This is a genomic window from Aeromonas sp. R10-1 (assembly GCF_040908465.1).
GTDB lineage: Bacteria > Pseudomonadota > Gammaproteobacteria > Enterobacterales > Aeromonadaceae > Aeromonas > Aeromonas caviae.
Genome location: NZ_JBFODT010000021.1, coordinates 1 through 18551 on the forward strand (window position 1 = coordinate 1; position 18551 = coordinate 18551).

Below are 18551 nucleotides of genomic sequence, written 5' to 3' on the forward strand. Positions count from 1 at the left end.
TGCGGGAATAGCTCAGTTGGTAGAGCACGACCTTGCCAAGGTCGGGGTCGCGAGTTCGAGTCTCGTTTCCCGCTCCAATCACTTGCAGATGACATTCTGTTGCGGGAATAGCTCAGTTGGTAGAGCACGACCTTGCCAAGGTCGGGGTCGCGAGTTCGAGTCTCGTTTCCCGCTCCAAACAGTGTCCGGTAGATATGTGTAAGTGACATTCCGTTGCGGGAATAGCTCAGTTGGTAGAGCACGACCTTGCCAAGGTCGGGGTCGCGAGTTCGAGTCTCGTTTCCCGCTCCAATCACTTGCAGATGACATCCTGTTGCGGGAATAGCTCAGTTGGTAGAGCACGACCTTGCCAAGGTCGGGGTCGCGAGTTCGAGTCTCGTTTCCCGCTCCAATCTCTCTTCGAACCCTTCGAATTCAATCTCTCCCCCAAGTACACGAATCCAGTTTCTCAGTACCATCACTGCCGCGTCCTGTTGGTAGAGCATGATCCGCGCTTGCCAAGGCTGGGGTCGCGAGTTCGAGTCTCGTTTCCCGCTCCAATCTCTCTTCGACGTCCTCATAATCCCTTTGAATTGCCCATCACATCGCGCCGCGATGATTTGTCGTATCCGGCGTTTGCCTGATTTCTCTCTTCCCCGCACATCCCAAGTCATAAGACCAAGATGTATTGCTTGCTAATAGCCTCCCGGAGATCGGGCACAACCCTTTGCGGTCGGCTAACAGGCTTGGCAGGGCCTGAATGACAGACAGTGGCTCGGTGTAAGTTAAAACCGGGGCATTTAACCAAAACTCATAATTTTGATTTATAGCGGCTGGTGGCGGCCATAAACGGCTTGCAGGTGGGGATGGCAAGCCCGGCAAGAGCTCTGCCGATCGGGGAGGGGAAATCGCGGGCAAAAAAATAGGAGGGGCGATGGCTCCTCCTACGGGTTCACTGGCGCTGGCTCAGATAACGGTGACGTTCTCGGCCTGAGGACCTTTTTTGCCCTGGGTCACAGTGAACTGGACTTTTTGACCTTCAGCCAGGGTCTTGAAACCTGCGCTCTGGATGGAGGAGAAGTGAACGAAAACGTCCGGTCCCTGGGATTGCTCGATGAAGCCAAAACCCTTGGTTTCGTTGAACCATTTTACTTGGCCGGTGCGAATGTCAGACATGTGGTAAGTCCTATCTATAACAAAATGAAACTAAGCCTGGTTGGGCAGCATTTGCCTGGAAGTCAGGGGTTGAAGCATGACTGACCACGTCTCTTTGTCCCAGTAGCATGTAGCACAATCCCTGTCTAAAGCCTGACCGATTGTACTGGAGCCCGATCCCTTGTCAATTTGGCACTTTTCATTTTTTGAGCGAGCTAAAAGTATTGTGAAGTCAGCAGTTTGTTTCATGCTTCACATCAAAAAAAACGGGAGGCCATGGCCTCCCGTCTGCATAAGGGGAAGTGGTCGAGCCCCCTTATTCCTTGAGGGCGAACCCTTCCCCCTGGCGGTCGTAGCGGTAGCTGACCTGACCGAGAGAGCGGACCTCGACCCGCTGGATGCGGCGGCTGGTGTCCACCAGGATGAACACCGACTTGCCCGACTGCAGCCGGGTCAGCGGCCTGTCCGGCCCTTCGATGGCGATGAGCCGGCTGAGCTCGGCCCCCGGCAACTCGAACTTGCGGAAGATGGAGTAGAGGGTTTCACCGGCCTGCACGTCGTGCTGCAACCAGGTGCCATCCACTTTCTCCTCGACAGGCTTGGCGGCCTGGGGCTCACCGGCGTTGCCGACGGTCAGGGCCTGGGCTGGCACGGCCAGGGGGACCGCCAGAGAGCCTGACGGCGCCGTGGTCGGGGCGGCGGGGGCGGGCTCCCAGGCCAGCACCAGCAGCCAGAGCGGGATCAGCACCAGCAACCCAATGGTGTGCTTGCGGGGCAGGGGGCTTGCCAGCTTGAACGAGGCCGCCTTCGGCTCCTTGTTGCGCTGACCCAGGCCACTCATGCCCTGGCCGAGACGCTGGCGCAGGGGCAGGGTAGCCGCGTTGATACGTTGGAGCAGGGTTCCTTGTGATTCGTCTTGGCGACGCTGCTGGGCTCGTCTGTTATGGCCACGTGGGCGACGGTCCGGGGTGGGCACGGCATTTACCTCTCACTACATTGCCTGCCATCAGGCAAATATGCCGCCTATGGTAAACGGACTCGCCCCCGAGGGGGAGAGTCCGGAGCATGAAAATTATCAGCTGAGACGAAACTGACCCAACAATTGCTGCAAACGTTCCGCCGCCTGACGCAAGGCCTGACTGGCGTTGGCCGTGCTGGTGGCGTCCCTGGCGATGTCGTTGGCCAGTGCGCTGGTTTTTGACAGATTGCCGGAGACGGTCTCGGAAACCGAGCTCTGCTCCTCGGCGGCGGAGGCGATTTGGTAGGTCATGTCGTTGATGGTGGCGATGGCCTGGAAGATGCTGCCGAGGGCTGCCTCCGCCTGATCCGCTTCCCCCACCGCCTGATGGGTCAGCTGCTGGCTCTGCTGGATGGCGTTGACCGCGTTGGTGGAGCTGTGGCGGATCTTGTCGATCAGCTCCTGGGTATTCTGCACCGCCTGCTGGGTGTTGCCCGCCAGCTTGCGCACCTCGTCGGCCACCACCGCAAAACCGCGCCCCTGCTCGCCGGCCCGGGCCGCCTCGATGGCGGCGTTGAGTGCCAGCAGGTTGGTCTGATCGGCGATCCCCTGGATGACGGTGAGGATGCTGGTGATCTGCTCGCTGTCGTGAGCCAGCCCTTCCACCACCTCGGCGCCCTTGCCCGCCTCGGCAGCCACCTTGTGCATGGAGTGGATCACCCGCTGGAAGCGTACCTTGCCCTCGTCCGCCGCGCCCTGGGCCTGCTTGGCGGAGTCGGCGGTGTTGTTGGCGTGGGTGGCCACCTCCTGGCTGACATAGGACATCTCCTGCACCGCGGTCAGCATCTGCTCCATCTCCGCCTGGTGATGCTGCAGGTTGCTGTCGGTCTGGCCGGCGATGCGATCGGTGTCCCCGGCGTGGCGATGGACCTCGCTCGCGGTCTTCTGCACATCCCCGAGCAGGGCCTGCAGCTTGTCGATGAAGCGATTGATGCCCCGGGCCAGGGCCCCCAGCTCGTCCCTTGAGCGGCTCTCCAGACGCTTGGTGAGATCCCCGTCGCCGTCGGCGATGTCATCCACCAGGCTGACCATCTGGCGGATGGGGCCCGTGATGCTGCGGGCAATGACCAGCATGGTGCCAAGGGCCAGCGCCAGTACGATGAGGGCACCGATGAGCTGCTGGGTCATGGCGGCGCGGTTCATGTCGGTGAGCTGGCGTGCCAGCTCGTCCGCTCCTGCCAGCACCACCTTGTAGGGCAGGGTGACGATGATGGCCCAGTTTCGGGCCATGCCGGGCACCGCGATGGGCACCGAGATACGGAACGCGTCGGTGAGCTCCTGGCGCTGCACGTCCGGTTTGAGGTACTGCTGCCAGCCGTTGCCGAGCACCTTGTCGGCGCGGCTGCCGAGCAGGCTGGCGTCGCCGCTGGTACCGGTGATGACGCCGGCGGCGCTGACGATCAAGGTTTCCCCCTTGCCGTCATAGATGTTGCTGTTGAGGGACTGGGCCTGGCGGCTGATGGAGTCCACCGCCAGATCCAGCGCGGCGATGCCCTTGAACTGGCCATCCACCAGGATGGGGGTGGTGATGGTGCTCACCAGCACCTGCTGGCCGTTGATGTCCACCTTGAAGGGGTCGATGAGGCAGGGGCGCCCCTCCCGTTTCGGGCAGGCGTAGTAATCGTTGGCCGGGTTGCCGAACTCGTCCGGATCGCTCTTCTCGATGGAGAGCAGCAGGTCGGTGCCTATGCTCTCCTTGTCGCGATAGAAATAGGGAACGAAGCGCCCCTTGTCGTCACTGCCGAGCGCGCTCTGGCCGGCGAAGCTTTCGTCCTGGCCGTCGAAGCCGTTGGGTTCGAAGCCCGCGAAGGCGCCATAGAGCTGGGGCTCCAAAGCAAGCTGGGCCTTGAGCAGGTCGGTGGCTTGCTGGCGATCCAGCGGCAGCTTGCCCTCCTGCTGGCGGGCGAAGACGCTGGCCATCTGCTGGGTGTAGGAGAGCCCCTTTTGCAGCAGCTGGGTGATGGTGGCGGCCTCGGCGCGGGCGTTGGCGCTCACCTTCTGCCACGCCTCCTGTTGCAGGGCGGCGCGGCTGGAGTCGATGGTGAGCTGCTGGGTCTGCCGGCCTGAATACTGGTTGAGCAGGATCAGGATGACCAGGGCCGTGGTCATGGCGACACCGGCCAGTACCAGGATACGATTCTGGATAGAACGAAACTGCATCGCGCGTTCCTTGTATCGTTGAGGGTTCGTTGACGGGGTGACTGAAGTATCGGCTGTGCGGGAGATCTCTCCAGCAACCTCGCCTAGCTAAGCGGGAAAAAAGGGAAAATTCTGAGACATCACTCTAAAACAGCGGTTTTTGCGGGAATAGACCCTATTTTCCCCTCTACCTCGCCATGGTTTTCCCATCCGTCATTGTCGGTGCTAAAATGCGACGGTTTTTTTAACGAATTGGCCCAAGGCCCTCTACACAAGGCTTAAAGATGAAAGTCAAAACCCGTTTTGCTCCCAGCCCGACCGGCTTTTTGCATGTCGGCGGTGCCCGTACCGCACTCTATTCCTGGTTGTTTGCAAAGAACCAGGGCGGTGAGTTTGTGCTGCGTATCGAGGATACCGATCTGGAACGTTCCACTCAGGAGGCCATCGACGCCATCATTGAGGGCATGGAATGGCTGGAGCTGAACTGGGATGAGGGCCCCTACTACCAGACCAAGCGCTTCGATCGCTACAACGGCCTCATCGACGAGATGCTGGCCGACGGCCGTGCCTACAAGTGCTACTGCTCCAAGGAGCGGCTGGAAGCGCTGCGTGAAGGCCAGATGGCCAACGGCGAGAAGCCCCGCTATGACGGCAAGTGCCGAGATGGCGCCCACGATCACCCGGCCGATGCGCCGCACGTCATTCGCTTCCGCAACCCGACCGAAGGTTCCGTGGTGTTCGATGACCACGTCCGTGGCCGCATCGAGTTCGCCAACACCGAGCTGGACGATCTGATCATTCGCCGTACCGACGGCGCGCCGACCTACAACTTCTGCGTAGTGGTCGATGACTGGGACATGGAGATCACCCACGTGGTGCGTGGGGAAGACCACATCAACAACACCCCGCGTCAGATCAACATCTACAAGGCGCTGAACGCGCCGGTACCGGAATTTGCCCACGTCTCCATGATCCTGGGTGACGACGGCGCCAAGCTCTCCAAGCGCCACGGTGCAGTCTCCGTCATGCAGTACCGCGACGACGGCTACCTGCCGGAAGCGCTGCTGAACTATCTGGTACGTCTGGGCTGGTCCCACGGCGATCAGGAGATCTTCACCCTCGACGAGATGATCAAGCTGTTCAGCCTGGATGCCATCTCCAAGTCCGCCTCCGCCTTCAACACCGACAAGCTCTTGTGGCTGAACAATCACTACATGCGCAGCCTGGATCCGGCCTATGTGGCCAAGCATCTGGCATGGCACATGGAACACCAGCAGATCGACACCAGCAATGGCCCGGCGCTGGCCGATGTGGTCACCCTGCTGGCCGAGCGCTGCAACACCCTGGTGGAGGTGGCTGCCCAGAGCCGCTACCTGTTCGAAGAGTACGAGGCCATCGACGAAGCGGCTGCCAAGAAGCACCTGCGCGGTGTGGCTGCCGAGCCGCTGGCGCTGGCCAAGACCAAGCTGGCGGCCCTGGAGACCTGGACCACCGAGGCGCTGCACGAGCTGATTGAAGCGACCGCCGCCGAGCTGGGTCAGGGCATGGGCAAGGTCGGCATGCCGTTGCGTGTGGCCGTCACCGGTCTGGGCCAGTCTCCTGCCATCGATGCCGTGATGGCGCTGGTGGGCAAGGAGCGGGTCCTCGCCCGTATCGACCGCGCTTTGGCGTATATCGAAGCGCGCATGGCCGCCGAGTAAGCTTGCCGCCGCACATTGCCGTCACCGGTCTGGGGTAATCTTTCCCCTGCCATCGATACTGTGATGGCGCTGGTGGGCAAGGAGCGGGTCCTCGCCCGCATCGATCGCGCCCTGGCGTACATCGAAGCGCGCATGGCCGCTGAATAAACATCGGCCATGGCATGAAAAGGGCCCCCTGACGGGGGCCCTTCGTATTTTGGCCTCAAGCGGATTTGCGACGTAAAACAGCGACATAGCGACGAGGTTGGCGGTAAAAACAGCTAACTGTCTGAATTTTGACTAAACGCTCCAGCGGGCGAGAATTTTGGGTTGACAGCAAAGCGGGTGATGCCTATCATGCGCCTCCGTTGCCAGAGATAACTTTGGTAGCGCCGAGGTGAGTTGGGGTTATAGCTCAGCTGGGAGAGCGCTTGCATGGCATGCAAGAGGTCCGCGGTTCGATCCCGCGTAGCTCCACCAAATTCTCCTCGCACAATCTGGAATCCAAGGGGTTATAGCTCAGCTGGGAGAGCGCTTGCATGGCATGCAAGAGGTCCGCGGTTCGATCCCGCGTAGCTCCACCAGGTTCCCGATTGACATGAAGTACCCAGGGCAGTGCGGTGTGTATCACCCAAGCCGACCTTTGTGGGGTTATAGCTCAGCTGGGAGAGCGCTTGCATGGCATGCAAGAGGTCCGCGGTTCGATCCCGCGTAGCTCCACCATTATTGAGGATGAATGGCCGCCAGAACCATTCATTCAGTGCCGAATTTGGGGTTATAGCTCAGCTGGGAGAGCGCTTGCATGGCATGCAAGAGGTCCGCGGTTCGATCCCGCGTAGCTCCACCAAATTCAGAGTGACTCAGCGTCACTCACACACATCGGGGTTATAGCTCAGCTGGGAGAGCGCTTGCATGGCATGCAAGAGGTCCGCGGTTCGATCCCGCGTAGCTCCACCATCTTTCGCAAGAAAGCACCAAGGCCACCGCATCGCGGTGGCCTTTTTGTTTGCCTGTCATTTGGATCTCCCATGATCTCGCCCTTTGCATTTGTCTGGCAAATGGCGTTTCACCCTGTCCGCGAGGGCATCAGCGGCCCTGGCCGCCGCTGACGGGGGTGAGGGTGGGGATTGGCGCCGATGCCGCCATGGCCATGGCGCGGGCTGCACGATGCCATCCTCTGCCGCGTGGCGGTTGGCTCGTTCGGCAGCCTGCGATGGCGCTTTACCCTGTCCGCGAGGGCATCAGCGGCCCTGGCCGCCGCTGACGGGGATTGGCGCCGATGCCGCCATGGCCATGGCGCGGGCTGCGCGATGCCATCCTCTGCCGTGTGGTGGTTGGTTCGTTCGGCAGCCTGCGGGATACGCCATCCGGCCCCTGATGTCAGCACCGGGTTTCCCCGTCGACAGGGTACCAGCCCCTGGGAAAGGGGCGAGGCGGGGGCAACAGGGTATTTATTAATCCCATGATGTGGCCCTTTGCATTTGTTTTTCAAATGGCCCTGGCACAAAAAAAGCCCGCGTTCATCGCGGGCTTTGCACCTGGCATCGAGGATGCCGCGTCTTAGCGACGGCGCCGCCAGGCGAGCGGCAACAGGGCCAGCAGCAGGGCGCCCATGGCGCCGCCACCCCCCTTGCTCGCTTCCTTGAGCTTGAGGTCAACGATGACGGGGTCGTGGTCCGAGGCGCTGAAGGGGTTGTCCGACTTGATGAGATCGCCGGTGTAGGCGCTGCCATATTCGAACAGGTTGCTCTCGAAGGAGTTGATGTGCCAGTCGGCCACCGCCACCACCTTGTCAGCCAGCGCCGGGTTGGCGAGGGCGTAGTCCAGGGTGCCGAGCTCGGCCTCGTAGCTGTAGGAGATGGCCTTCTCCTGGTTGAACTTGACGTTCAGATCCACCAGGCCGTAACCCTTGGCCACCGTCTGGCCCATCTGCTCATAGGGCTTGTCGCCGATGTAGGTGTGGGAGGCGGAGCGGATCTGGCGCTCCCCCGCGACCGGCGCATAGTCGGTCAGCACCCGGATGGGATCCTCCTTGGCGTAGGAGTTGAAGTCCCCCACCAGCAGCACCTGGCCCGGCATCTTGCTCACCGCCTCCCCCAGCACCTTGGCGGCGCTCACCCGAAACTCGGTGCACTTGCCCTGCAGATCCGCAGGCTCCGTCTTGCCATCCCCGTTCTCATAGCAGCCCGACCCCTTGGACTTGAGGTGGTTGACCACCAGTGTCAGGGGGGCGTCGCTGCCCGCCACGGTGAAGCGCTGGACCAGGGAGTCCCGCTGACCGGCGCTCTTGGTGACGCCGCCCGTGGTGTAGCGCTGCTGGGGCAGGGGGATGACGTCGGCATCCCCGCTCGGGGTGAGCAGGGCGGGGCGGTAGATCATGGCCACCATGATGGCGTCGCCGCCAAAGAAGCGATCCTCCGTGAGCAGGGCCTTGGGCAGGGTGACGAAGGCGTAGTGCTTGCTCGCCTCCTTCTGCCTGGCGTTGAGGCTCTCCACCAGATCGTGGAGGGCGGCGTGCTCGTCAAAGCCGTTGTTCTCCATCTCCATCAGGCCGAGCAGGTCTGCGTCCATTTCGGTGATGGCGTTGACGATCTTGTCGCGCTGCAACTGGAACTCCTCCAGGCTCTTGGCGCCGCGGTTGCAACCCTTGGCGCTGTCCGCATCCGCCTGATCCGCGCAGAGCACGTTGAGGGCGCCCCCCACACTGGAGTGGCTGGTGAAGTAGTTGAGCACGTTGAAGCTGCCGATGCGAAGGTCGGTGCCATCCAGGCGGGCCGGGGCGCTCTGGCGGTCGTTGTCGCCGGTGCGCAGCAGATCCCCCGCGGTGATGGTCTGATCCCGGGGCACGATCAGGCGGTACTCGTTGTAGCTGTAGCCGACCATGGCCTCCAGGTTGACCGGGGCATCGCCGATGCGCAGGTAACCCTGCTCCGGCTCCCAGGCGGGCAGCCAGGGGAGCTTGCCGTCCCCCGCCTTGACGTCCGACTCGAGGAAGACGCGGTTGCTGGCGTTGGCCTCGGCCAGCGCCACGGCCTCAGGGCTGCTCGCCACATGGAGCTGGGTCGGCTTCATCAGCGGGCCGCCGTGAGCGAGCACCAGGTTGTTGCGCCGGGCGGCATAGTCGTAGCTGAAGTTGCGGCTTATCTTGAGGGCGCTGTCGGCGTCAAGGCGTACCCGCATCCCTTCGTGACGCTCCAGGGCCCGGGCCAGGGTTTCCCCCTCCAGTACCCGCAGCGCCGTGGCGGCCGGGGCGGCGCCCTGGGCCAGGGTTGTCAGGCGCGGCGTGCTGCCGTCAAACAGGGGCTTGAGCTGGGTGTGGCCGTAATACTCCTCGACCTTGGCCTCCAGACAGACCAGAGCGCCCGGCTGGATATCCGGGTACTTGCTGGCGAAGTGCTTGTCGTTGAGGTAGACGAAAATGCCGTCCGACGTCTCGGGGTTGCCGTCCCCCTGCACATCCAGCAGGTAGAAGCCCTTGTTGAGGCTTTCCCCCAGACCCGAGACCACCGCCTTGACCGAGACGCTCTGGGCGCTTTCGAACTGATCGTCCGGGACGAGGGGGCTCTTGTCACCGCTGCCCTGGATGGCGGGGATGGGGGTGAGGGCACTGTCGGCCGGGCAACTGAAGCCGGCGGCGTAGAGAGACGGGGACGCGAGCGCGAGCCCCACGGCCAGCGACAGCAGGGTAGGTGTTCCTTTCATGGGTATTCCTTTTTTTATTTTTGCCAGTGTTTCCATAGCCTTGGCATCGTGGCCAAGGGCGCGCATTGTCACATTTCTGGCAGCTCTGACCAGTGAACCAACGCACATTATGAGGAGACAAAGGAGCCCATCTGCCATTTTTTGACGTGGCTAACAGTTTGATATTGATGATCTATTTGTCATCAGGTGGGATCGAAAAGTGTGAGGCCGCCAGCATTCACATATTTTCCTTCGAGAATAAAGATTGAGCAGTGGTCACTTGCTTCCTATACTCGAGCCGTTCCTCACGGAACCCAGGCAAAGGGCAAACCGGCAGTGATGCCGGGACGCAAAGCCTCCGATCTGTCCCATCCGGGCCAGACAGCGGGGTTACCCAGGGTGACTTGAGGGTTTGTGGCCCGTCCATGGCCTGTTGTCGCTCCCTTGTTCCCTGTTGCGATTGCGCTTTTCCCGGTATTGAAGCCAAGACAAAACAAGGAAGATAACAATATGCAACAGATCTTGAGGCCCAGCAGGCTTGCCATGCTGGTCGCCCTTGCGGCCGTCCCTGCCTGGGCGCAGGCTGCTTACCCCGCCTATCAGGCCGGCACCGCCTACAAGGCTGGCGACATCGTCAGCAACGCAGGCGCCCTCTATGAATGCAAGGAATTCCCTTACTCCGGCTGGTGCGGCGCGTCCCCCTATCACTACGCCCCCGGGGTGGGGGTGGTCTGGGCCGATGCCTGGAAGCTGTATGGTGGCGAGGTGCCGCCGCCGGCCCTGGTCGTCGCCATCGGCTCCCCCGCCGTGGGTGCCAGCGTCAGCGAGGGGGCCAGTGTGGCCCTGGCGGTGACGCTGAGCGGCCCGGTCACGGCGCTCGCCCGGGTGGAATACCTCATCGACGGCGCTCTGGTCGCCACCGCCACGGCTTCTCCCTGGAGTGCGAGCTGGTCTGCCGCCGGTGCGGGCAATCACGCCCTCAAGGCCCGGGCGCTGGATAAAGACGGCAAGGTGCTGAGCGAGGCGGATTCGAGCTTCAAGGTCGCCGCCGTGGTGGCGCCAGAGGCGCCCAGGGTGAGCATCGCAAGCCCGGCCGTCGGTGCCAGGGTGACCCTGGGCCGCGCCCTCACCGTGAGCGGCAATGTCACCGACGCCAATGACGACGTCGCCAAGGTCGAGCTCTTCGTGAATGGCCAGAAGGTGGGCGAGGACACCAGCGCCCCCTGGCAACTGAGCTGGACGCCCCAGAACAAGGGGCTGACCGGCCTCAAGCTGGTGGCGACCGACAAGACCAACCGCTCTGGCGAGTCGGCCCAGGTGGACGTGCAGGTGGAAGAGGCGGCCCTGCCCCCCACCGGCGGCAACCTCTCCTGCGACGTGCGCCAGATCTACCGCGCCGACGGCAGCGAGTGCATGGGGGATGACCACGGCCGCCGCGTCATCGGGTATTTCACCTCCTGGCGCACCGGCAAGAACGGCCTGCCCGCCTACCTGGTGAGCGACATTCCCTGGGACAAGATCACCCACATCAACTACGCCTTCGCGGCGGTGGACGAGCAGAGTCACACCATCAAGGTGGATGACGCCGCCACCAAGCTGACCTGGAACGGGGTGCCGGGCGCCGAGATGGATCCGGAGTTCGCCTATCAGGGTCACTTCAACCTGCTGTCCAAGTACAAGAAGCAGTACCCGGACGTGAAGACCCTCATCTCCGTCGGGGGCTGGGCCGATACCCGCGGCTTCTACGCCGCCACCACCAAGGGCGACTGCTCGGTCAACACCGCCGGCATCAACGCCTTTGCCGACTCGGCCGTGGGCTTCATCCGCCAGTACGGCTTCGATGGGGTGGATATCGACTACGAGTACCCCACCTCCATGAAGGATGCGGGCAACCCCAACGACTTCCCGCTCTCCAACCAGTGTCGCGGCAAGCTCTTTGCGAACTATGAAGTGCTGATGAAGACCCTGCGCAACAAGCTCGACAGCGCCGGCACCGAGGATGGTCGCAAGTACATGCTGACCATCGCCTCGCCGGCCTCGGCCTACCTGCTGCGCGGCATGGAGAACTTCCAGGTCACCCAGTACCTCGACTACGTCAACCTGATGACCTATGACTTCCACGGCGCCTGGAACCACTTCGTCGGTCACAACGCCGCCCTGTTCGACAACAAGGCGGATCCCGAGTTATCCCAGTGGGGTGTCTACACCCAGGCCCAGTTTGGCGGCATCGGCTATCTCAACTCCGCCTGGGCGGCCCACTACTTCCGCGGTGCCCTGGCGGCGGGCAAGATCAACATAGGGGTGCCCTATTACACCCGTGGCTGGCAGGGGGTCACCGGTGGCACCCACGGTCTGGGTGGCAAGGCGGCGCTGCCGAGCCAGAGCGATTGCCAGCCGGGCACCGGTGGCAGCACCATTCCGTGCGGCAACGGGGCGGTGGGCATCGACAACATCTGGCATGACCTTGACAAGAACGGCAAGGAGATTGGCGGTGGCGCCGTGCCCATGTGGCATGCCAAGAACCTGGAGCATGCGGCCAGCCTCGGCATCACCACCCTGCCGAGTTACGGCCAGGCCTGGGGTCTGGATCCCAACAACCCGGCCCACGTGATGCAAGGCCAGTATGTGCGTTACTACGACGACAAGGCCCATGCGCCCTGGCTCTGGAACGAGCAGAAGAAGGTGTTCCTCTCCACCGAAGATGAAGAGTCCATGGGTCACAAGCTCGACTACATCGTCAAGCGGGGCCTGGGGGGCGTCATGTTCTGGGAGATGGCGGGGGACTATGACTTCGACGCCGCGAAGAACGAGTACGTGATGGGCAGCACCCTCACCAGCCTCGCCTACGAGAAGTTCAGCAAGGCCGACAAGGCGGCCCTGAAGCAAAACGATCTGCCGGCTCCGGCCGCCCAGCTCGACATCGGCGTGAGCCTCTCCGGCTTCAAGGAAGGGGACTCCAACTACCCGATCAACCCGACCCTCAAGCTCACCAACAAGTCGACCCAGACCATTCCGGGCGGTACCCGCATCGAGTTCCTGGTCCCCACCTCCACCTCAGACACCATCACCGACCAGAGCGGCATGGGGCTGAAAGTGGTGGAGAGCGGTGGCAACCAGAACTCGGACGGCATCGCCAATGAAAAGGACTTCCACAAGGTGGCTCTGACGCTGCCGGCCTGGAAAGCCTGGACGCCGGGCACCGACGTGGAAGTGGCCATGACCTACTACCTGCCGGCCGCCGGCGTGCCGAGCGGCATGCGCCTGATTGCCGGCAGCCAGACCATAGGCCTGAAGTCCGACTTCCCGGCCCTGGCCGAGGCGGTGCTGGGCAGCAGTGGCGGTGGTGACGGCGGCAGCGGTGGCACCACCTGTGCCAGCCAGAACGTCAACCCGGCGGACTACAATGCCTATCCGACCTGGCCGCGCGGGGATCACGCCAATGGCACCGACCGCATGACCAACGGCAAGGCGGTGTGGCAGGCCAACTGGTGGACCAGCAGCGAGCCCAAGGCGGGCGACGGCAGCTGGAAGCTGGTGTGCAGCTACTGATGACCGTTTGAGCGGCAGGCCGGCACTTTGTATGGCCTGTTCTCTCGCAAGGCAACGACCCAATCCGGAGCCCAGGCTCCGGATTTTTTTGTGCCTTGCATCAGGAGAAGGAGGGGGAAAAGGGCAGGGGCGGTGCCATAAAAAAGACCGCTCCGAAGAGCGGCCAATTGCCACCAAGGCAATCTGCGGGGTGACCCCTTGTCGATGTGTCGCGGCCCGGATGCCGAGTCGGGGAGATCCCCGTCCCGCCAGCCGGGCCGCGCAGCTTTATTGGGTGACGGCGCCGCCCTGCTGCTCTTTCAAGAAGCTGATCCAGGGGGAAGCACGACCACTGACGTTGCCATTCTGGGCGGCCTGAGTGAAGGCGGAGAGCGCCTCCTTGGGCTTTTGCTGCTCAAAATAGGCGACCCCGGTCAGGAACTTCAGATCCGCCCGCTGCTCGCCGCTGGCGTTGGCGGCAGGCTTGGCGGCGAAGGCCACCAGATCCTGGTAGCGCTTGCTCTGGATCATCATGCGCGCCATCTTGAGCTGCAGCTCGGCATTGGGGGCCAGCTTGTAGGACTTGGCCAGGGTGTCGATGGCCGGGTCCAGCTCCTTGGCCTGATGCCAGTAGTTGGCCAGCGTCTTGTAGTTGGCCGCGGTGCTCTCGATCTGCCCCTCCTTCATGGCCTTCTCCATCACACGGGCGGCGCGGTGGGGAATGCCGGCGAAGGCGAGGTAGTTGGCGAGCCGCTGCAACTCGTTGGCTTCGGTCAGCATGCCGAGGTTGTAGGCCCCTTCCAGTGCCGCCAGGGCCTTGGCATCGTTGCCCGCCTGCATGTGCATGGCCGAGAGCTGGGTCCAGTACTTCTTCTTCTCCGGGTAGCGGTCCACCAGGGCGGTCAGCACCTCGGTAGCCGGCTTGTACTGTTTCAGCTCGTAGTGGGCCGCCATCTTCAGCAGGTACCAGGACTCCGGCGCCTTGCCCGCGGAGAGCTTGATCGCGTTGTCCACCGCCGGAATGGCTTCCCTGTACTGCTTGAGCTGCACATGGGCGTTGGCCAGGGTGATGTAGGCGTGCGGGGTCGGCTTCTCGTCCTTGCCGAGGTTTGCGAACCACTCCTTCATGGTGTTGATGGAACCCTTGAAGTTCCCCTCCGCCATGTAGAGCTGGGCCAGGTTGTAGCGCACCTGCTGGGCCACCGGGGGCGGCAGGCCGCCGGTGGCGATGGCGTCGGCGAAGTACTTGGTCGCCTGACCGTACTTCTCCTGCTGCGCCGCCACGAAGCCCAGGGTCTGCAAAATGACCCCCTTGTCGTAGACCCGCTCGCCGGCGCCGGACAGCGCCTCCTGCAGCTTGGCATTGGCCTCGCCGTATTTCTTCTCGGTGATCAACGCCTGGGCCTTGTTGACCGCGCGGTAGGCGCGGTCAGACAGGGCGGGTTGTTCGGCGGCCCAGGTGGCGGTGCTGAGCAGCACCGCCATGGCCACCGGGGCGAGGATCAGGGTATGTAACTTTTTCATCGCCACCCTCCTTAGTTGGTCGCAAACTCGATCTCTTGCTGCATGCGACTGGCCTGCGGCTTGCCGTCCACCATGGCCGGCTTGAAGGTCCACTTGGCGATGGTCTGGCGCGCCGCCTTGCCGAGGTCATAGCTGCGGGGCTCTTCCTTGACGATGCGGATGTTGCTCACGGTACCGCGCTCGGTGACGGTGAACTCCACCAGCACCTTGCCGGACGCAAGACCGGCCAGGGCCGCCTTGCGGGGCATCATGGGCTCGAAGGTCGCCATCGGGATGGCGCCGTTGTTGCCGCCCATGCCGCCGCCACCGCCGCCGGTGCTGTAGGCACCCAGGGCGTTGCCGCCACCGATGTTGACCGGGATGTCGAGTTTGGGCATGTCCATGGGGGAGCTGTCCATCTTCGGCCTGTCCGTGCTCGCCACCTCCATCTCGGGCGGGGGCGGCGGGCGTTTCGGGGGCGGCGGTTTGGGCAGTTCCCGTTGTTTCTCTTGCAAGGTCTCCTGAGGCTTGAGGCGGATGAAGTCGGTCATGGTGACGTCCTCCCGCTCCGTCAGCTCCCGGTGATCCGGCGTGATGAGCTTGTTCATTCCCAGGAACAGGAAGAACACCACCACGCAGGAGACCGCTAACGATATCAGGTATCTCATGGCATTCGCTCCGGCATCAGCTGCTCTTGTCGGCGGCGATGGAGATGTTCTGGACACCGGCCATGCGGATCTGGTCCATGACCTGCACCACCAGACCGGAACGGGATTCGCTGTCGGCCTGGATCACCACGGCGCTTTCCGGGTTCTCCGCCCGCAGCCGCTCGATGTTGGCACGCACGGCACCCACTTCGACGATGCGCTTGTCGACCCAGACCTGGCCGTTCTCGCGGACCGCGACCATGATGTTCCCCTTCTTCACCGTCTCGGCCGTGCTGGCGCTCGGGCGGTTGATCTCCACGCCGGACTCCTTGACGAACGAGGTGGTGACGATGAAGAAGATCAGCATGATGAACACGATGTCCAGCATGGGGGTCAAATCGATGGCCGCCTCGTCAGCACCGCTGTCGCTGTGACGTTTTCTCATGGCAAAAACTCCTTGCTTGTTCTGTGCCCCGGCGGGCATGGCCCGGCCGGGGATGTGCATCCTGCATCAGCCGTGTTTCAGGTTGTCTTCCAGCTTTTGCACGGCCAGCTTGGCCTTGTGATCGAGCCGGCTGACAAAAAACAGGCCGGAAAGGGCGGCAATCATGCCCGCCATGGTCGGTACCGTCGCCTTGGAGATCCCCGAGGCCATCGCCCTGGGGGAGCCGGTGCCGGTGATGGCCAGGGTATCGAACACCTGCACCATGCCTACCACGGTCCCGAGCAGCCCCATCAGCGGGCAGAGGGCGATCAGCACCTTGATGACCGGCATCCCCTTGTCCACCGCCATGGCGACCTGGGAGACCAGCTCGCGGCGGATCTGCCTGGCGGACCAGGAGAGGTGATCGGTGCGGGCCAGCCAGGCCGTCTTGGTCTGTTTCACCTGCTGGGGATAGACCGCCATGAAGTAGAACCAGCGCTCCAGCAGCAGGGCCCACATCATCAGGGTCAGGAAGAACAGGGCGACCAGTACGTCGCCCCCCAATCCCAGAAACCGGCGGACCGACTCGACTTCTTCAATCAACCAGAACCACATGGGTGACTCCTTAGGCTGCGGCTTTGGCGGCGTGCAGACGTTCCTGATAACGGGCAACGAAACCGGCGCTCTGCTCTTCCAGTACCTGGATCAGACGGCGGCTCTGGGTCTGCACGATGGTGTAGAGGAACAGCATGGGCACGGCCACGACCAGACCCTGCATGGTGGTCACCAGGGCCTCGGAGATACCGCCCGCCATCAGCTTGGGATCGCCGGTACCGAACAGGGTGATGGCCTGGAAGGTGGCAATCATCCCGACCACGGTACCCAGCAGGCCCAGCAGCGGGGCGACGGAGGCGATCAGCTTGATGAGGCTGATGCCCTTCTCCAGCTTGGGCACGTTGCGCAGGATGATCTCGTCGAGCTTGGATTCCAGATCCTCGATGTTGTCACCCCGGTGATCCTGGTAGGCACCCAGCATCTCGCCGATGGGGTTGCCCTTGATGATCTGCTCGGATTTCAGCTGCTTGCGCATGGCACCGCCGATGAGGGAGAGACGGGCACCGCAGAACAGGGCCAGCAGGGTACCGATGACACCCAGCGCCAGGATCACGTAGCCCACGGAGCCACCCTGATCGATGCGCTCCTTGAGGGTCGGCGACTGCACCAGCAGGGAGAGGATCACGCCGCGGGACGGGTCGATGAAGATGGGTTCGACGCTGCCGCCACCCTGTTCAAACTTGGCGACCGGTTCCAGCACCGCGTTCTCGGGCTGGCGGGAGAGTTGCTCGAACTTGCCGGTCTCCGGCACGAAGGTGAGGTACTTGCCTTCGGAGACGGTGTTGAACTCGCCTATCTGGGTCACGGTCTTCTGGGCCTGGTTGCCCTCGCCGTAGACCACGGTGGCCGGGATCTGGCTTACCTTGCCACCGTCGACCATGCGGCTGAGGGTGGTGGTCCAGAAGGCGGTCAGGTCATCGCTGGAGGGCAGCTCCTTGCTCTCGGCCAGGCGAGTCAGCAGGGCGGTCTGCTCCGGATGTTCGACCCGGCGGGCGGAGGCATTGAAGATCCCCTTGAATTCACCGGCGAACTGGCGCAGCACGCCAAACATCTCGCCCATGTTGCCGGAGCGCTGGCGCAGGGTTTCGGTCAGCTCGGTGAGCTGCTTGTCGTTGGCATCGAAGGTGGCCTTGAGCTTTTCGCCCCTGGCGACTTCGGCGGCGAGATCCGCCTTGGCCTTGGCGAGCAGGGCCCCTTGTTCGTTCTTGTCAGCCAGGAAGCGGGCTTCCCGCTCCTTGTTGAGCTGGGATTCGCTGGTGCTGGCGGCCTTGACCTGATTGAGCAGGGCGTTGAGATCCACCGGCTTCTCGGCGGCGGTCACCGGCAGGGTGACCAGGGTAGCGCCCGCGATCAGCGAGGCGATGGCAAGTTTGATTCCTTTCATGATGCTTTCTCCGCAGTTTGAACCGGCAGCTTGATGAGGGCGGGGGGCGCCTGCTTCTTCGCGATGCGAAGGCCTTGTTCAACCGCACTGCGATACTCCTGGGGCAGTACTTCCCACTGGCGGGTCTTCTTGTTCCACATGCCGGTCTCGTTGCCATCCGGGGATTGGTAGAGCAGGGCGATGCGGCCGACGCGCAGGAACTCGTAGGTCTTCTCGTCCCCATCCTTGTCCAGGCTCGCCTTGTAGGCTTCGATGGTGCGGCTGAAGCCCTCCTCGATCTGGTAGGCCTCGAGGATCTTGCGGTACTTCTCGGAGATGGTGACGTCGGCCCGGTTCATGAGATCGGTCAGGGCCGCCACGCGGTCCTCACGCTCCACCTTCTGGAACGGCAGGTCCAGGGAGACGAACTGCTCGAGGGAGTCGATCATCTTGAGCATCAGGGGCACCACTTCGGTGCTGGTCTGGTCGATCTGGGCGATCTGCTTTTGCATGGAGGCGAGTTCGGCGCTCTGGGAGTCGACCATCTTGCCCACTTGCTCGTTGTAGGCGCGCAGGCTGTCTACCTGGCGCAGGGCGGCCTTGTACTGGGCCAGGGCAGACTCGGCAGATTCGGCGTAGCTGTCGATCTTCTGCTGGGAAACTTTGGATGCATTGTCGGTGGCGGCTTGAGCGTCCACGGCCTGACCGGCGGTGGCGGCACTCAGATTGAAGCTGGTCAGCAAGGCAGCCGAAATCAGGCTGCCGAGGAGCGCTTTCTTCATTGTAATTGTCCTTGTCTTCATAGGATTACCCTATCTCC

The 18551-nt window shown here is 62.8% G+C and carries 12 protein-coding genes, 9 tRNA genes and 1 riboswitch; of the genes, 11 read left to right on the plus strand and 10 right to left on the minus strand.

Annotated elements, in window-relative coordinates; genetic code table 11:
• Position 1: 1 nt before the first annotated feature.
• The 4 genes from AB5Y93_RS09410 (at position 2) to AB5Y93_RS09425 (ending at position 391) form a co-directional block, all read left to right on the plus strand.
• Positions 2-77 (plus strand) — tRNA-Gly (locus tag AB5Y93_RS09410).
• 24 nt (positions 78-101) lie between these two features.
• Positions 102-177, plus strand: a tRNA-Gly gene (locus AB5Y93_RS09415).
• A 38-nt stretch (positions 178-215) separates the two neighbouring features.
• Positions 216-291, plus strand: a tRNA-Gly gene (locus AB5Y93_RS09420).
• A gap of 24 nt (positions 292-315) precedes the next feature.
• A tRNA-Gly gene (locus AB5Y93_RS09425) sits at positions 316-391 on the plus strand.
• Positions 392-945: 554 nt separating this feature from the next.
• Here AB5Y93_RS09425 and AB5Y93_RS09430 read toward each other — a convergent pair.
• The 3 genes from AB5Y93_RS09430 to AB5Y93_RS09440 form a co-directional block, all read right to left on the minus strand.
• Positions 946-1155, minus strand: coding sequence for a cold-shock protein (locus AB5Y93_RS09430; protein WP_005297820.1), 210 nt, complete (start codon positions 1153-1155; stop codon positions 946-948).
• 295 nt (positions 1156-1450) lie between these two features.
• On the minus strand, positions 1451-2110 hold the full coding sequence (locus tag AB5Y93_RS09435) for a LysM-like peptidoglycan-binding domain-containing protein (RefSeq protein WP_010675484.1): 660 nt from the start codon (positions 2108-2110) through the stop codon (positions 1451-1453).
• Between the two features lie 99 nt (positions 2111-2209).
• Positions 2210-4312, minus strand: a complete 2103-nt coding sequence (locus tag AB5Y93_RS09440) for a methyl-accepting chemotaxis protein (protein ID WP_368229229.1) — start codon at positions 4310-4312, stop codon at positions 2210-2212.
• Positions 4313-4575: 263 nt separating this feature from the next.
• On the opposite strand from AB5Y93_RS09440, the gene gltX reads away from it, so the two are divergent.
• From gltX to AB5Y93_RS09470, 6 genes are all read left to right on the plus strand, one after another.
• A complete protein-coding gene (gene gltX / locus AB5Y93_RS09445; RefSeq protein ID WP_039040158.1) occupies positions 4576-5991 on the plus strand; it encodes a glutamate--tRNA ligase in 1416 nt (471 codons plus the stop codon).
• A gap of 383 nt (positions 5992-6374) precedes the next feature.
• A tRNA-Ala gene (locus AB5Y93_RS09450) sits at positions 6375-6450 on the plus strand.
• Positions 6451-6478: 28 nt separating this feature from the next.
• Positions 6479-6554 (plus strand) — tRNA-Ala (locus tag AB5Y93_RS09455).
• A 63-nt stretch (positions 6555-6617) separates the two neighbouring features.
• A tRNA-Ala gene (locus AB5Y93_RS09460) sits at positions 6618-6693 on the plus strand.
• A gap of 48 nt (positions 6694-6741) precedes the next feature.
• Positions 6742-6817: transfer RNA gene (locus AB5Y93_RS09465), tRNA-Ala, on the plus strand.
• 34 nt (positions 6818-6851) lie between these two features.
• A tRNA-Ala gene (locus tag AB5Y93_RS09470) sits at positions 6852-6927 on the plus strand.
• 603 nt (positions 6928-7530) lie between these two features.
• Here AB5Y93_RS09470 and AB5Y93_RS09475 read toward each other — a convergent pair.
• Positions 7531-9672, minus strand: a complete 2142-nt coding sequence (locus tag AB5Y93_RS09475) for an ExeM/NucH family extracellular endonuclease (protein WP_368229230.1) — start codon at positions 9670-9672, stop codon at positions 7531-7533.
• Between the two features lie 293 nt (positions 9673-9965).
• A riboswitch (cyclic di-GMP riboswitch) is annotated at positions 9966-10049 on the plus strand.
• A gap of 145 nt (positions 10050-10194) precedes the next feature.
• Here AB5Y93_RS09475 and AB5Y93_RS09480 point away from each other — a divergent pair.
• The gene (locus AB5Y93_RS09480) at positions 10195-13200 is read left to right on the plus strand and encodes a glycosyl hydrolase family 18 protein (protein WP_368229243.1); all 3006 of its coding nucleotides are present in this window, start codon (positions 10195-10197) and stop codon (positions 13198-13200) included.
• Between the two features lie 267 nt (positions 13201-13467).
• Here the strand turns inward: AB5Y93_RS09480 and AB5Y93_RS09485 are convergent, their stop codons facing one another.
• The 6 genes from AB5Y93_RS09485 to AB5Y93_RS09510 all read right to left on the minus strand — a co-directional run bounded on the left by AB5Y93_RS09485 (position 13468) and on the right by AB5Y93_RS09510 (position 18513).
• Positions 13468-14703, minus strand: coding sequence for a lipopolysaccharide assembly protein LapB (locus AB5Y93_RS09485; protein WP_042014300.1), 1236 nt, complete (start codon positions 14701-14703; stop codon positions 13468-13470).
• Positions 14704-14714: 11 nt separating this feature from the next.
• The gene (locus AB5Y93_RS09490; RefSeq protein ID WP_010675477.1) at positions 14715-15350 is read right to left on the minus strand and encodes an energy transducer TonB; all 636 of its coding nucleotides are present in this window, start codon (positions 15348-15350) and stop codon (positions 14715-14717) included.
• A gap of 16 nt (positions 15351-15366) precedes the next feature.
• Entirely contained in the window at positions 15367-15774 is a 408-nt protein-coding gene (locus AB5Y93_RS09495; protein WP_010675476.1) for a biopolymer transporter ExbD, read from the minus strand.
• A 66-nt stretch (positions 15775-15840) separates the two neighbouring features.
• Positions 15841-16368, minus strand: a complete 528-nt coding sequence (locus tag AB5Y93_RS09500) for a MotA/TolQ/ExbB proton channel family protein (RefSeq protein WP_045525714.1) — start codon at positions 16366-16368, stop codon at positions 15841-15843.
• A 10-nt stretch (positions 16369-16378) separates the two neighbouring features.
• Positions 16379-17752 (minus strand): MotA/TolQ/ExbB proton channel family protein, encoded by a 1374-nt coding sequence (locus AB5Y93_RS09505; RefSeq protein ID WP_010675474.1) that lies wholly within the window; start codon positions 17750-17752, stop codon positions 16379-16381.
• Entirely contained in the window at positions 17749-18513 is a 765-nt protein-coding gene (locus AB5Y93_RS09510; RefSeq protein ID WP_010675473.1) for a DUF3450 domain-containing protein, read from the minus strand. Before AB5Y93_RS09510 ends, AB5Y93_RS09505 begins: the two co-directional genes overlap by 4 nt.
• Between the last annotated feature and the right edge of the window lie 38 nt (positions 18514-18551).

What these genes read in the sequence shown, in the direction of transcription:
- AB5Y93_RS09430 (WP_005297820.1), bottom strand. Translation starts at nt 1,155, where the DNA reads ATGTCTGACATTCGCACCGGCCAAGTAAAATGGTTCAACGAAACCAAG.
- AB5Y93_RS09440 (WP_368229229.1), bottom strand. Translation starts at nt 4,312, where the DNA reads ATGCAGTTTCGTTCTATCCAGAATCGTATCCTGGTACTGGCCGGTGTC.
- gltX (WP_039040158.1), top strand. Translation starts at nt 4,576, where the DNA reads ATGAAAGTCAAAACCCGTTTTGCTCCCAGCCCGACCGGCTTTTTGCAT.
- AB5Y93_RS09475 (WP_368229230.1), bottom strand. Translation starts at nt 9,672, where the DNA reads ATGAAAGGAACACCTACCCTGCTGTCGCTGGCCGTGGGGCTCGCGCTC.
- AB5Y93_RS09480 (WP_368229243.1), top strand. Translation starts at nt 10,195, where the DNA reads ATGCTGGTCGCCCTTGCGGCCGTCCCTGCCTGGGCGCAGGCTGCTTAC.
- AB5Y93_RS09485 (WP_042014300.1), bottom strand. Translation starts at nt 14,703, where the DNA reads ATGAAAAAGTTACATACCCTGATCCTCGCCCCGGTGGCCATGGCGGTG.
- AB5Y93_RS09490 (WP_010675477.1), bottom strand. Translation starts at nt 15,350, where the DNA reads ATGAGATACCTGATATCGTTAGCGGTCTCCTGCGTGGTGGTGTTCTTC.
- AB5Y93_RS09495 (WP_010675476.1), bottom strand. Translation starts at nt 15,774, where the DNA reads ATGAGAAAACGTCACAGCGACAGCGGTGCTGACGAGGCGGCCATCGAT.
- AB5Y93_RS09500 (WP_045525714.1), bottom strand. Translation starts at nt 16,368, where the DNA reads ATGTGGTTCTGGTTGATTGAAGAAGTCGAGTCGGTCCGCCGGTTTCTG.
- AB5Y93_RS09505 (WP_010675474.1), bottom strand. Translation starts at nt 17,752, where the DNA reads ATGAAAGGAATCAAACTTGCCATCGCCTCGCTGATCGCGGGCGCTACC.
- AB5Y93_RS09510 (WP_010675473.1), bottom strand. Translation starts at nt 18,513, where the DNA reads ATGAAGAAAGCGCTCCTCGGCAGCCTGATTTCGGCTGCCTTGCTGACC.